We start from the raw sequence: 14669 nt of genomic DNA on the forward strand, positions 1-14669 counted from the left end.
TTATCGAAAGAAATATTGAAGGGGAACTTTTAGGCACACGCGACTCATAAAGATAGACGCAAGTACGCTGCAAGTAACTCGATGATCAGCAGGCCCGCAGGGGTGGGATTTGCATGGGCACGCAGAGCCCCACCCAGTCACGCTCGAGCGCATGAGTGACTACAAGAGCAAGGGATTGAGGCTGTAAAGCCAAGAGACTCCATCGCGCACAAAAAAGGGCGACCGAAGTCGCCCTTTTTAATGGTCAATCAGAACTTAGTTCTGCTTTTCCATTTGTGCACGCAGCAGGTCGCCCAGAGTGGTCGGACCAGCAGCAATGTCAGAGGTCGCTGGCTTGTCGCGCAGGCTCTGGATTGCTTCTTTCTCTTCAGCATCATCTTTCGACTTGATGGAGAGTTGGATTACGCGGCTCTTACGATCAACGCTGATGATCTTGGCTTCTACTTCTTCGCCTTCTTTCAGAACGTTGCGCGCGTCTTCAACGCGGTCACGGCTGATTTCGGAGGCTTTCAGAGTCGCTTCGATATCGTTGGCCAGAGTGATGATGGCGCCTTTAGCGTCAACTTCTTTCACGATGCCCTTAACGATTGCGCCTTTGTCGTTCTCTTGTACGTACTCGGAGAACGGATCGCTTTCCAGCTGCTTGATACCCAGGGAGATGCGCTCACGCTCTGGATCAACAGACAGGATAACGGTGTCCAGCTCGTCGCCCTTCTTGAAACGACGTACGGCTTCTTCGCCAACTTCGTTCCAGGAGATGTCGGACAGGTGAACCAGACCGTCGATGCCGCCGTCCAGACCAATGAAGATACCGAAATCGGTGATCGACTTGATGGTGCCGGAGATTTTATCGCCCTTGTTGAACTGGCCAGAGAAATCTTCCCATGGGTTAGATTTGCACTGCTTGATGCCCAGGGAGATACGACGACGCTCTTCGTCGATGTCCAGGACCATAACTTCCACTTCGTCGCCGACTTGTACGACTTTCGAAGGGTGGATGTTTTTGTTGGTCCAGTCCATTTCGGAAACGTGTACCAGACCTTCAACGCCCTCTTCCAGCTCAGCGAAGCAGCCGTAGTCGGTCAGGTTGGTTACACGAGCGGTAACGCGAGTGCTTTCTGGGTAACGGGCTTTGATAGCAACCCATGGATCTTCGCCCAGTTGCTTGAGGCCCAGGGAAACACGATTGCGTTCGCGATCGTACTTCAGAACCTTGACGTCGATCTCGTCGCCAACATTGACGATTTCGGAAGGATGCTTGATACGCTTCCACGCCATGTCGGTGATGTGCAGCAGGCCGTCAACGCCACCCAGATCCACGAATGCGCCGTAGTCGGTGAGGTTTTTAACGATACCTTTAACTTGCTGACCTTCTTGCAGGGATTCCAGCAGCGCTTCACGCTCTGCCGAGTTCTCTGCTTCCAGTACGCTGCGACGCGAAACAACAACGTTGTTGCGCTTCTGGTCAAGTTTGATGACCTTGAATTCCAGTTCTTTACCTTCCAGGTGCGTGGTGTCGCGCACTGGACGAACGTCAACCAGAGAACCTGGCAGGAACGCACGGATGCCGTTAACGTCGACAGTGAAGCCGCCTTTAACCTTACCGTTGATAACGCCCTTGACCACTTCTTCTGCTGCGAAGGCTGCTTCCAGAACGATCCAGCATTCAGCGCGCTTGGCTTTTTCACGGGACAGTTTGGTTTCGCCAAAGCCGTCTTCTACCGCGTCCAGCGCAACGTGAACTTCATCACCGATGTTGATGTTCAGTTCGCCAGCGTCGTTGTGGAACTGCTCCAGCGGGATGAGGCCTTCAGACTTCAAACCAGCGTGAACGGTAACCCAACCAGCTTGGTAGTCGATATCAACGATGATCGCGGTGATGATCGAGCCAGCCTGAAGATTCAGGGTTTTTAGGCTTTCTTCAAAGAGTTCTGCAAAGCTTTCGCTCATTTTAATTCCTGTTGAATAAGGGCGAAGGAATACGCCCATCTGCCACATTCCAGACAATGTGGGTTACGTTCATATAAAAGAAGGCATGCAGGACTATTTCTGGTCTCCTGCATGCTTTCTTGGTCATCAAGCGATACCGCGCAGTGCGATTTCACTTTTGATGCGGTCAAGCACCTGCTCAACAGACAACTCCGTAGAGTCAAGCTGTATGGCATCAGCCGCCGGCTTGAGCGGGGCTATTGCACGCTGCGTATCGCGCTCATCGCGCGCACGTATCTCGGCAAGCAGACCCGGGAGACTAACATCATCGCCCTTTGCCTTCAACTGCAAGTAGCGCCGCCGGGCTCTCTCTTCAGCGCTGGCGGTGAGGAAAATCTTCAGCGGAGCGCCCGGAAAAACGACCGTTCCCATGTCACGGCCGTCCGCAACCAGCCCGGGAAATTCCTGAAAATCTCGCTGACGTTGCAGCAAAGCTTCACGAACAGCGGGCAACGCCGCGACAGTCGACGCATCTGCCGCTACGTACTCATCGCGAATATCCCCAGTGACATCAGTGCCTTCCAGAATAATCCTGGCCAGACTACCTTCTGTCGCTCCGACGAACTGCACATCCAAATGTGTCGCCAACATTTTCAGCAACTTTTCGTCATCCAGCTTGACAGCATGATTGCGGGCCGCAAGCGCCAACAGACGATACAAGGCACCGGAATCCAGCAGTTTCCAGCCCAACTCTCTGGCCAGACGCCCTGCTACCGTGCCCTTACCCGAACCGCTAGGACCGTCAATGGTGATAACCGGGGGCGATTGGTTCACGACACTGCCTCTTCTACTGCGACATTCATACCGACCTGCTTGCACAGCGCAAGGAAGTTGGGGAACGACGTCGCAACGTTTGCACAGTCATGGATGCGAATCGGCGCAGAGGCACGCAAGGACGCCACGCTGAACGCCATCGAAATACGATGATCACCATGGCCATGGACTTCGCCACCGCCTATCGAGCCACCGTCGATAATGATGCCGTCCGGGGTCGTCTCGCATTTCACGCCCAGTGCCAGCAAGCCATCTGCCATCACCTGAATACGGTCTGACTCCTTGACGCGCAACTCTTCCGCGCCACGCAACACCGTACGACCTTCAGCTACCGCAGCCGCCACAAACAACACCGGGAACTCGTCAATTGCCAGCGGCACCAGCGCTTGCGGAATGTCGATACCTTTAAGCTTCGCGGCACGCACATGCAGATCTGCAACGGGCTCGCCTCCGACTTCACGCTGGTTTTCAAGGGTAATATCGGCCCCCATCAAACGCAGAATGTCGATGACACCGGTACGGGTCGGGTTGATTCCGACATGTTCCAGCACCAGGTCGGAACCTTCAGCAATCGAAGCAGCAACCAGAAAAAACGCAGAGGACGAGATATCACCCGGCACTTCAATGTGTGTCGCAGTCAGCTTATGGCCCGACTCAACAGAAGCAGTGGCACCGTTGACAGTGACCGGATAGCCGAAGCCACGCAGCATGCGCTCGGTATGGTCACGGGTTGGCGCAGGCTCAGTCACCGAGGTCTTGCCTTCAGCGTACAAACCAGCCAGCAGCAGGCAGGATTTAACCTGTGCACTTGCCATCGGCAGGGTGTAATTCATGCCTTTTAGCGCATGGCCGCCTCGAATGGTCATCGGAGGACGTCCTTCGGCGGCGGTTTCAATGACGGCACCCATTTCACGCAATGGATTGGCCACACGATTCATTGGGCGCTTGGTCAGCGAGGCATCACCGGTCAGGGTGGTATCAAACGGTTGCGCTGCCAACAAACCCGACAACAAGCGCATGGATGTCCCGGAATTGCCCAGATAAATCGGCCCCGGAGGCGCTTTCAGGCCGTGCAGGCCAACACCGTGAATCGTCACGCGCCCCTGATGCGGCCCCTCAATGACCACACCCATGTCACGAAAAGCCTGCAACGTTGCCAGCGCATCTTCGCCTTCAAGGAATCCCTCTACCTCGGTCGTGCCTTCAGCCAACGAGCCGAGCATGATCGAGCGGTGAGAAATGGACTTGTCGCCCGGCACACGGATGCGGCCAGTTGCGTGTCCACCAGGTTTTGCCAGGAAAATCAGATCATTCGTATTCATAGGGTCCACATATGCCCGGCGGGCCAGGATTTTACCGAAATGCTCGCGAGCAACACGGGCGCGCGTGAACACGCCCAATAACTGATGCCCGTCCCCTGCATCGACCGCGTCGCGCAAGGCGTCGAGGTCTGTGCGAAATGTATCCAATGTGCGCAGAACCGCCTCGCGATTGGCGAGGAAAATGTCATGCCACATCACCGGGTCGCTGCCCGCGATCCTTGTGAAATCGCGAAAGCCACCCGCAGCGTAGCGAAAAATATCCAGATTCTCGTTGCGTTTGGCCAGTGAATCCACCAAACCAAATGCCAGCAAGTGTGGCAAATGACTCGTCGCCGCGAGGACTTCATCGTGACGCTCAACCTGCATGTGCTCGACGTCAGCCCCGAGGGCACGCCACATCGCATCCACCACCCTGAGCGCGTCGGGGTCCGTGTCGGTTAACGGCGTCAAAATGACTTTGTGCCGCTCGAACAGACGGGCATTTGATGCCTCTACCCCGCTTTGTTCGGAGCCCGCAATCGGATGCCCGGGCACAAAGCGTGGCGGCACACCACCAAACGCTTGAGCTGCTGCGCGCACTACGTTGCCTTTGGCGCTGCCGACGTCCGTCAGGATGGCCTGCCCCAGTTCCATGCCCGCCAACTGAACGAGCATTTTCTCCATGGCCAGGATCGGCACCGCCAACTGAATCACATCAGCCCCGCGGCATGCTACTGCCAGATCCGCCTCGCAGCGGTCCACCACGCCCAGATCGACAGCCAGGGCACGGGATGCAGCATCAAGATCGACGCCCACCACTTCCGCGCACAACCCGCTTTCACGCAGCCCCTTGGCAAATGAACCACCGATGAGCCCCAACCCGACGACCACCAATCGGCCCACTAACGGCTTGACAGAATGCCTGGACATGACATCAACCACGAGCAAGAACCCTGCACAATGCTTCAAGCAAGCGGGCGTTTTCAGTGGGTAGCCCCACGGTGATGCGCAGGTGGTTCGGCATGCCGTAATTGGCGACGGGACGCACAATCACCCCCTCCTGCAGCAGGCCTTGATACACAGGGGCAGCTTCCTGCCCTACATCCAGCGCAATGAAATTGCCTTTGGACGGGATCCAGCTCAGGCCGAGCGCACTAAAACCCTCTTGCAACTGCTGCATACCGGCCTCGTTCAGACGCCGGCTTTGTGCCAGATACTCGATATCTTTGAGCGCAGCACAAGCAGCCGCCAACGCCAGGCTGTTGACATTGAATGGCTGCCGCACGCGGTTCAGCACATCTGCCACGACTGCCGCCGACAGGCTGTAGCCCACACGCAATGCTGCCAGACCGTAAGCTTTGGAGAAGGTACGCGATACCAGCAGATTCGGATAAGCAGACAGAAACTCCAGGCCATCCGGCAAATCGCCACCATCCGCGTATTCGATGTAGGCCTCATCCAGCACAACCAGCACACGCTGCGGAACATCCTGCAAAAACTCATTCAACGCATTTGCATCGAACCAGGTTCCAGTCGGGTTGTTCGGGTTGGCGATAAACACCACTCGCGTGGATTCATCTATGGCAGCCAACATGGCAGGCAGATCATGACCCCACGCTTTTGCAGGCACCACACGGGCTTGTGCACCCACAGCCTGCGTGACAATCGGATACACCGCAAACGCATGCTCACTGAAGACGGCATTCAGGCCCGGCGCCAGATAGGCGCGCGCTACCAGCTCCAGAATGTCATTGGAACCGTTACCCAGCGTCACCTGATCCAGCTCGACGCCACATTGCTCTGCCAGCAGGGTCTTTAAGGCAAAACCGTTGCCATCGGGATAACGCGTCAGCTCTGCCAGCGCATCGCCAATAGCCGCCAACGCTTTAGGGCTCGGACCCAACGGGTTTTCGTTACTCGCCAACTTGACGATCGTGTCCGGATTAATCCCCAGCTCACGCGCCAGCTCATCCACAGGCTTGCCCGGGACGTAAGGCGAAAGTTGTTGCACGCCCGGCAATGCCAGGGCGAGAAAATCACCACTCATGAGAAATCGCCTTAAAGAACCGCTTTCGGGTAGGAACCCAACACTTTGAGTGCAACTGCTTCCTGACTGATCTGTTCCAGCACACTTTTGACCAGCGGATCTCGGTGGTGACCCGCAAAATCAATGAAGAAAACGTAAGTCCATTTACCACTGCGCGAAGGACGCGTCTCGATGCGCGTGAGGTCGATGCCGTTTTCATGGAACGGCACCAGCAACTCATGCAGCGCACCCGGACGGTTACTCATGGACACAATGATCGATGTTTTATCATCACCGGTCGGCGGCACTTCCTGATTACCGATCATCAAGAACCGCGTGGAGTTGTCCGGACGGTCTTCAATCTTTTCGGCCAGTCGCGTCAGGCCATAGAGGCCCGCTGCCATATCACCAGCAATGGCTGCCGAGTTCCACTCACCTTTCACACGCTTGGCCGCTTCGGCGTTGCTCGATACGGCAATACGCTCGACATTCGGGTAATGCGCGTCCAGCCACTTGCGGCACTGGGCCAGCGACTGGGCGTGGGAATAAATGCGGCTGATGCTATCGGTCTTGGTGTTCTCGCCCACCAGCAAGTGATGGTGAATGCGCAACTCGACCTCGCCGCAAATCACCATATCGTGCTCAAGGAAGCTGTCGAGCGTGTGGTTAACAGCACCTTCGGTGGAGTTTTCCACCGGCACCACACCAAAATTCACTGCTCCGGCCGCCACTTCACGAAACACCTCATCGATTGCAGCCATTGGCTTGCTGATGACGGCATGACCGAAGTGCTTCATCGCGGCAGCTTGCGTAAAGGTGCCTTCCGGCCCCAGATAAGCCACCTTCAGAGGCTGCTCCAACGCCAGGCACGACGACATGATTTCGCGGAACAAGCGCGCCATCTCTTCGTTACCCAGCGGCCCCTTGTTGCGCTCCATCACCCGCTTGAGCACCTGAGCCTCGCGCTCGGGCCGATAAAACACCGGCACCTCGCCCTCCGCCAGCGAGCCCATTTTTACCCGCGCGACCTCTTGTGCGCAGCGCGCGCGCTCACTGATCAACTCCAGGACCTTTTCGTCCAGGCTATCAATGCGCAAACGCAAGGCTTTGAGTTCCTGTTCGGACATTAGCCGTGTTCCTTTTCGAACGCTGCCATGTAGTCCACCAGCGCATTGACGGCGTTGATGTCCACTGCGTTGTAGATCGAAGCCCGCATCCCCCCCACCGAACGATGCCCCTTGAGGTTCAACAGGCCACGCGCCTCGGCACCCGCCAGGAACGGCTTGTCGAGACGGTCATCGGCCAGACGGAACGGAACGTTCATCCAGGAGCGGTCGGTTTTGTTGATCGGGTTGCTGTACAGACCGCTGGCATCAATGAAGTCGTAAAGCGTACGTTTTTTCACTTCATTACGCTTGCCAATGGCTTCCACCCCGCCCTGCTCTTTCAGCCACTCGAACACCAGGCCGGACAAGTACCATGCCAGCGTCGGTGGCGTGTTGTACATCGAGCCATTGTCGGCCGCGACCTTGTAATCGAGCATGGTCGGGCAGATTGAGCGTGCACGCCCCAGCAAATCTTCCCGAATGATGTTGACCACGATACCGCTCGGCCCGATGTTTTTCTGTGCCCCTGCGTAAATCATGCCGAAACGCGACACGTCCACCGGACGCGACAGGATGTCAGAGGACATGTCGGCCACCAGCGGCACGTCACCCGTTTCCGGAATCCAGTCAAACTCCAGGCCACCAATCGTCTCGTTCGGCGCGTAATGCACATAGGCCGCGTCTTTGTTCAGATTCCATTCGTTCTGACCCGGAATCGCAAAGTAGTCGTACGGCTTGGCCGTGGCAGCCACATTGACCGCACCAAAGCGCGATGCTTCTTCAATGGCTTTTTGGGACCAGATACCCGTGTCGATGTAATCGGCCTTGCCATTTTCCGGCAGCAGGTTAAGCGGGATCTGAGCAAATTGCTGACTCGCGCCACCCTGCAGAAACAACACTTTGTAGTCCGAGGGAATAGACAGCAGGTCACGCAGGTCCTGCTCAGCCTTGGTGGCAATGGACACGAACTCATCGCTGCGATGGCTCATTTCCATAACTGACAGGCCTTTGCCATGCCAGTCGAGCAACTCGGACTGGGCACGCAACAGGACAGCTTCAGGAAGCGCAGCGGGTCCTGCGCAGAAGTTATAGGCTCGTTTGCTCACATCCACTCTCGCTCTGATTTGGTGGGTCATGCAATAAATCGGTACTCGGCACTGCGGTTAAACGCGAGACCGCGCCCACGGGGGTGCCGATTTTTCATACGGGACAAACAACAAGGGGGCGAATTCTCATCCGCCCCCTGTGTGTCCGCTTATTCTTGCGGTGCTTCTTCGTCAGCGGCAGCCTCTAGCGGTTGCTCGTCGTCAGCGCCATCGCGCAGGACCTCGCCTTCGGCCTCGAGACCGCCTTCGCCCTCACCTTCGAGCTCTTCGCCTTCAACTTCAGAAGGCTCCTGAACCCGCTCAAGCCCAACCAGCGTTTCATCGCTTGCCAGCTTGATCAAGGTAACGCCCTGTGTGTTACGCCCCAAGCTCGATACTTCATCGACACGGGTGCGCACCAGCGTGCCCTGATCGGAAATCAGCATGATCTCTTCACCATCCAGCACCTGAACCGCACCGACCAAACGGCCATTACGCTCATTGCTGACCATGGCAATTACACCCTGTCCGCCACGCTTGTATTCAGGGAACTCGCTGATCGGCGTGCGCTTGCCATAACCACGCGCCGAAGCGGTGAGGATCTGGCTGCCTTCTTCAGGAATCAGCATCGAAATCAGCTTTTGACCTTCTGGCAGACGCATGCCGCGAACACCGCGTGCCGTACGGCCCATGGCGCGCACGTCAGACTCTTTGAAGCGCGTGACCTTGCCGCCATCGGAGAACAGCATGACTTCGCGCTCGCCATCCGTGATCGCAGCACTGATCAGCACATCGCCTTCATCCAGTTCCAGGGCGATCAAGCCGACGCTGCGCTGGCGGCTGAAGGCTTCCAGAGGGGTTTTCTTCACAGTGCCGTTGGCAGTGGCCATGAAGATGAAGTGACCTTCCGTGTATTGCTCGACCGGCAGCATGGTGGTGATGTATTCGCCATCATCCAGCGGCAACAGATTAACCAGCGGACGACCACGGGCTGCGCGGGAAGCCTCAGGAATTTCATAAGTCTTGAGCCAGTACACCTTGCCTTTGCTGGAGAACAGCAACAACGTTGTGTGGCTGTTGGCTACCAGCAGGTGAGCGATATAGTCCTCATCCTTGACGCCAGTAGCCGACTTACCCTTGCCGCCACGGCGCTGAGCCTGGTACGCAGCCAGTGGTTGGGTCTTGGCGTAACCACCATGGGAAATGGTCACCACGCGCTCTTCTTCCGGAATCATGTCACCCAGCGTCAGGTCGAGGCGGGCATCGAGGATTTCGGTACGGCGCACATCACCGTATTCGGCGCGGATCACTTCCAGCTCTTCGCGAATCACTTCCATCAATCGCACAGCGCTGTTGAGGATACGGATCAGCTCGCCGATCTGGTTCAGGATTTCCTGATATTCGGCCAGCAGCTTCTCGTGCTCAAGGCCGGTCAGGCGGTGCAGGCGCAATTCAAGAATGGCCTGAGCCTGCTCTGGCGACAGGAAGTACTTGCCATCACGCAGACCGTATTGCGGGTCCAGGTTCTCTGGACGGCAGGAGTCGGCACCGGCGCGCTCGACCATGGCCACCACAGCGGTGGACTCCCAAGGGGTGCTGATCAGCGCTTCCTTGGCTTCCGACGGCGTTGGCGAGGCCTTGATCAGGGCAATCACAGGATCGATGTTGGACAGTGCTACCGCCTGGCCTTCAAGGATGTGACCGCGTTCGCGGGCTTTACGCAGCTCGAATACGGTGCGGCGAGTGACGACTTCGCGGCGGTGACGCACGAAGGCTTCCAGCAGATCCTTGAGGTTCAGGATGCGCGGACGACCGTCGATCAGGGCCACGATGTTGATGCCGAACACGCTTTGCAGCTGAGTCTGGGCATACAGGTTGTTGAGGATGACTTCCGGAACCTCACCGCGACGCAGCTCGATCACGACACGCATACCGTCTTTGTCGGACTCGTCGCGCAGCTCGGTGATGCCTTCGAGCTTTTTCTCTTTGACCAGTTCGGCGATCTTTTCGATCAGACGCGCCTTGTTCAACTGGTAAGGCAGCTCGGTGATCACGATCTGCTGACGACCACCGACCTTGTCGATGTCTTCGATGATCGAGCGGGCACGCATATAAATACGGCCACGACCGGTGCGATAGGCTTCGATGATGCCGGCACGACCGTTAATGATGGCCGCTGTCGGGAAGTCCGGGCCCGGAATGAACTGCATCAACTCATCGACGCTCAGCTCAGGGTTATCGATCAGCGCCAGGCAGCCGTCGATTACTTCACCCAGGTTGTGCGGCGGAATGTTGGTGGCCATGCCCACGGCAATACCGCTGGAGCCGTTGACCAGCAAGTTCGGAATACGGGTGGGCATGACCGCCGGGATCATTTCCGTGCCGTCGTAGTTCGGCACCCAGTCCACGGTCTCTTTGTGCAAGTCGGCCAGCAGCTCGTGGGCCAACTTGGTCATGCGCACTTCGGTGTATCGCATGGCCGCAGCGTTATCGCCGTCGACCGAACCGAAGTTACCCTGACCGTCTACCAGCAGGTAGCGCAGGGAGAATGGCTGAGCCATTCGAACGATGGTGTCGTAAACCGCAGTATCACCATGCGGGTGATACTTACCGATTACGTCACCGACCACACGGGCAGATTTCTTGTACGGCTTGTTCCAGTCGTTGTTCAGTTCGCTCATTGCAAACAGCACACGCCGGTGCACGGGCTTCAAGCCATCGCGTGCATCAGGCAGTGCCCGCCCGACAATTACGCTCATTGCGTAGTCGAGGTAGGACTGTTTCAGCTCGTCTTCGATATTGACCGGGAGGATTTCTTTGGCCAGTTCGCCCATGAGAAGCCTGATTCCTTTTTCGGGTGAAACTTCGCCACATCCATTCGGGACGAACGAAGCTCGCCGATGCTGGCCACGTGCCAAGCAACGACTTACGACAAATCAACGAGTTATGACACGGATTTGCGCATTAAGGGCAACCCCTGCGGGGCACCCTGGAAACCGCCGGATGTTATCACAATCGCCGCCACGCACCTATCCCCCAGATGCGCATGCCACACAGTAAGTGCACCAATTATCGGCTCAAACGCGCTCTGGGGAGCCGAGAGCGTCTTAATGCAGCCGCTTGCGGCACATTAGCTGAGCCATTTTGGCGGCATCCGGACGTTCGACAATGCCCTTTTCAGTCACGATCACATCGATCAGGTCCGCAGGGGTAACGTCAAATACCGGATTGAACGCCTGGACGTGGGCACCAACCCGCTTACCGCCCACACTCAGCAGTTCATCCCCCTCACGCTCTTCGATCGGAATGGCCTCGCCGCTGTCCATTTCCATGTCAATGGTCGAGCTGGGCGCGACCACCATAAACCGCACACCATGGTGCATGGCATTGACTGCCAACTGGTAAGTACCGATTTTGTTCGCCACATCGCCATTGGCCGTAATGCGATCTGCACCCACAATCACCCAGGTCACCCCTTTGGTTTTCATGATGTGAGCCGCAGCCGAATCCGCATTCAGCGTCACTGGAATACCTTCATTGGCCAATTCCCAGGCGGTCAGGCGTGAACCTTGCAGCCACGGCCGGGTTTCATCGGCATAGACCTGTTCAATCATGCCTTCCAGGAACGCAGCACGAATCACGCCCAGCGCCGTCCCAAACCCACCGGTCGCCAGCGCACCGGTATTGCAGTGAGTCAACACTGCCTGGGCGTTGCCTTGATGACGACGAATCACATCAACACCCAGCTGCGCCATCGTCAGGTTGGCTTCGCGATCACTCTCATGAATGGCCAGGGCTTCATCTTCGAGGGCCTGCAGGGCATTCTCGCGATGCTGCACACGGGCCAGACGCTCGCGCATGCGGTTGAGCGCCCAGAATAAGTTGACCGCCGTCGGCCGCGAATCGGCCAGCAGCATAAAATCGGCCTCCAGTGCTGCCACCCAGTCACCGCCAGCGGCCTTGCGCGTGCGTGCAGCGAGCACCACGCCGTAACCTGCCGCAATACCAATCGCCGGCGCACCACGCACCACCATGTCACGAATGGCCTGTGCGACACCTTCGGCGCTGGTGTAGGCCAGCCAGCTTTCCTCAAACGGCAAAATGCGCTGATCCAGCAGATACAGGGCCTCGCCCCGCCAGTCGATGGCCTTCACCTTTTCCGCCGCCAGCAGTCGATCGCGCATGCCTTCCCCCATCACCCAGAAACAAAGCCGCCGATTATAGCGAGCCCTCTTGCAAGACGCTCGGGTATACTTCGCCTCCTTTTTATAAAGCACTGGACACCCTTTTCGATGCCGATTGCTACTGCGCCCCTCGACTTATTACTGTTGCCAACCTGGTTGGTGCCTGTCGAACCCGCCGGCGTCGTACTCAAGGACCACGGCGTGGGGATCCGTGACGGACGCATCGTGTTCATTGGCCCGCGCGCCGCGGCCTTGAAACACACCGCGCATGAAACCCGCGAGCTGCCAGACATGCTGCTCTGCCCGGGGCTGATTAACGCGCACGGGCATGCGGCGATGACGCTGTTTCGCGGCATGTCCGATGACCTGCCTCTCATGACCTGGCTGCAAGACCATATCTGGCCCGCAGAAGGCAAATGGGTCGACGAAGCCTTCGTGCGCGACGGCACCGACCTTGCGATTGCCGAGCAGCTAAAAGGCGGCATCACCTGCTTCAGTGACATGTACTTTTACCCCAAGATCGCGTGCGACCGGGTTCACGAAAGCGGTATTCGGGCGCAGGTGGCCATTCCAATCCTCGATTTCCCGATCCCCGGCGCCAGCACGGCGGATGAATCGTTGCGCCAGGCGGTCGAGCTGTTTGGCGACCTTAAATTTCATCCGCGCATCAAGATCGCTTTTGGGCCCCATGCGCCCTACACGGTCAGCGACGAGAACCTGGAAAAAATCCGCGTTGTGGCCGATGAGCTGGACGCGGCGATTCATATGCACCTGCACGAAACGGCATTTGAAGTGCATCAGGCGCTTGAGCATAACGGCGAGCGCCCACTGGCCCGCTTGTCCCGACTGGGCCTGCTGGGCCCGCGCTTCCAGGCCGTTCACATGACCCAGATCAGCGATGACGACCTGGCGATGCTGGTAGAAAGCAACTCCAGCGTGATTCACTGCCCCGAGTCAAACCTGAAACTGGCCAGCGGCTTCTGCCCGGTCGAGCGCTTATGGCAGGCCGGGGTGAATGTGGCCGTTGGCACGGATGGCGCAGCCAGCAACAATGACCTCGACGTATTGGGCGAAACCCGTACTGCCGCCTTATTGGCCAAGGCAGTTGCAGGTTCGGCCACGGCGCTGGACGCCCACCGCGCCTTGCGCATGGCCACCCTCAACGGCGCCCGCGCCTTGGGCCTGGAAAGCGATATCGGCTCCATTGAAATCGGTAAATATGCAGACATAGTGGCCTTTGACCTGAGCGGGCTCGCCCAGCAGCCGGTCTACGATCCCGTGTCGCAACTGATCTACGCCACAGGCCGTGATTGCGTGCAACACCTGTGGGTAGGCGGTAAACAGCTGGTCGAAGACCGACGCCTGACCCGCCTGGACGAGCAACAGTTGGTCAGCACCGCCAAAGCCTGGGGCGAGCGCATCGCCAGCCAGGCCCATTGATTCCAACGCGTGGGCGCAAGCCCGCCGCATTACCCGGATTTTTCAGTTTTAGAGGATTTACCCATGAGCAACGTTGACCACGCCGAGATCGCCAAATTCGAAGCGCTTGCCCATCGCTGGTGGGACCGCGAAAGCGAATTCAAGCCGCTGCATGACATCAATCCGCTGCGCGTCAACTGGATTGACGAACGGGTGCAACTGGCCGGCAAAAAAGTGCTCGACGTCGGCTGCGGCGGCGGCATTCTCAGCGAATCCATGGCCCAACGCGGGGCACAGGTGACGGGCATCGACATGGGCGAAGCGCCACTGGCCGTTGCCCGCCTGCATCAACTGGAATCCGGTGTGGAAGTGGATTACCGCCAGATCACCGCTGAAGCACTGGCTGAAGAAATGCCGGGGCAATTCGACGTGGTGACCTGCCTTGAAATGCTTGAGCACGTGCCAGATCCTGCGTCGGTCATCCGCGCCTGCCATCGCTTGGTCAAACCCGGCGGCCAAGTGTTCTTCTCCACCATCAACCGCAACCCTAAAGCCTACCTGTTCGCGATCATTGGCGCCGAATACATCATGAAGCTGATCCCGCGCGGGACCCACGACTTCAAGAAGTTCATCCGCCCTTCCGAGCTGGGTGCATGGAGCCGTCAAGCCGGACTGAGCGTCAAAGACATCATCGGCCTGACCTACAACCCGCTGACCAAGCACTACAAGCTGGAATCGGACGTCGACGTCAACTACATGATCCAGACCCTGCGCGAGGAGTAACC

At 57.7% G+C, this 14669-nt stretch carries 10 protein-coding genes; 2 read left to right on the plus strand and 8 right to left on the minus strand.

Annotated elements, in window-relative coordinates; translation table 11 throughout:
• Positions 1-255: 255 nt before the first annotated feature.
• From rpsA to mtnA, 8 genes are all read right to left on the minus strand, one after another.
• A complete protein-coding gene (gene rpsA / locus CJF39_RS05605) occupies positions 256-1950 on the minus strand; it encodes a 30S ribosomal protein S1 (protein ID WP_016780248.1) in 1695 nt (564 codons plus the stop codon).
• 126 nt (positions 1951-2076) lie between these two features.
• Positions 2077-2763: a (d)CMP kinase gene (gene cmk, locus CJF39_RS05610; RefSeq protein ID WP_094992541.1), complete on the minus strand. Its 687-nt coding sequence runs from the start codon at positions 2761-2763 to the stop codon at positions 2077-2079.
• Positions 2760-4994 carry a bifunctional prephenate dehydrogenase/3-phosphoshikimate 1-carboxyvinyltransferase gene (locus tag CJF39_RS05615; RefSeq protein WP_094992629.1) on the minus strand — a complete coding sequence of 745 codons (2235 nt, stop codon included), beginning with the start codon at positions 4992-4994 and terminating at the stop codon, positions 2760-2762. Before CJF39_RS05615 ends, cmk begins: the two co-directional genes overlap by 4 nt.
• Before the next feature lie 4 nt (positions 4995-4998).
• Complete coding sequence (hisC, locus tag CJF39_RS05620) at positions 4999-6111, minus strand: histidinol-phosphate transaminase (protein ID WP_094992542.1); 1113 nt, start codon at positions 6109-6111, stop codon at positions 4999-5001.
• A gap of 11 nt (positions 6112-6122) precedes the next feature.
• A complete protein-coding gene (gene pheA, locus CJF39_RS05625) occupies positions 6123-7217 on the minus strand; it encodes a prephenate dehydratase (protein WP_047275333.1) in 1095 nt (364 codons plus the stop codon).
• Positions 7217-8302 (minus strand): 3-phosphoserine/phosphohydroxythreonine transaminase, encoded by a 1086-nt coding sequence (gene serC / locus CJF39_RS05630; RefSeq protein WP_094992630.1) that lies wholly within the window; start codon positions 8300-8302, stop codon positions 7217-7219. Before serC ends, pheA begins: the two co-directional genes overlap by 1 nt.
• A 149-nt stretch (positions 8303-8451) precedes the next feature.
• Positions 8452-11115, minus strand: coding sequence for a DNA gyrase subunit A (gene gyrA / locus CJF39_RS05635; protein WP_094992543.1), 2664 nt, complete (start codon positions 11113-11115; stop codon positions 8452-8454).
• Between the two features lie 273 nt (positions 11116-11388).
• Positions 11389-12465: an S-methyl-5-thioribose-1-phosphate isomerase gene (gene mtnA / locus CJF39_RS05640; protein WP_094992631.1), complete on the minus strand. Its 1077-nt coding sequence runs from the start codon at positions 12463-12465 to the stop codon at positions 11389-11391.
• Between the two features lie 108 nt (positions 12466-12573).
• Here mtnA and CJF39_RS05645 point away from each other — a divergent pair, with 108 nt between their 5' ends.
• Complete coding sequence (locus CJF39_RS05645; protein WP_094992544.1) at positions 12574-13905, plus strand: TRZ/ATZ family hydrolase; 1332 nt, start codon at positions 12574-12576, stop codon at positions 13903-13905.
• Positions 13906-13968: 63 nt separating this feature from the next.
• Positions 13969-14667, plus strand: coding sequence for a bifunctional 2-polyprenyl-6-hydroxyphenol methylase/3-demethylubiquinol 3-O-methyltransferase UbiG (ubiG, locus tag CJF39_RS05650; RefSeq protein ID WP_094992545.1), 699 nt, complete (start codon positions 13969-13971; stop codon positions 14665-14667).
• Positions 14668-14669: the final 2 nt, after the last annotated feature.

The sequence above is a fragment of the Pseudomonas lundensis genome (assembly GCF_002269125.1).
Classification (GTDB): Bacteria; Pseudomonadota; Gammaproteobacteria; order Pseudomonadales; family Pseudomonadaceae; genus Aquipseudomonas; species Aquipseudomonas lundensis_A.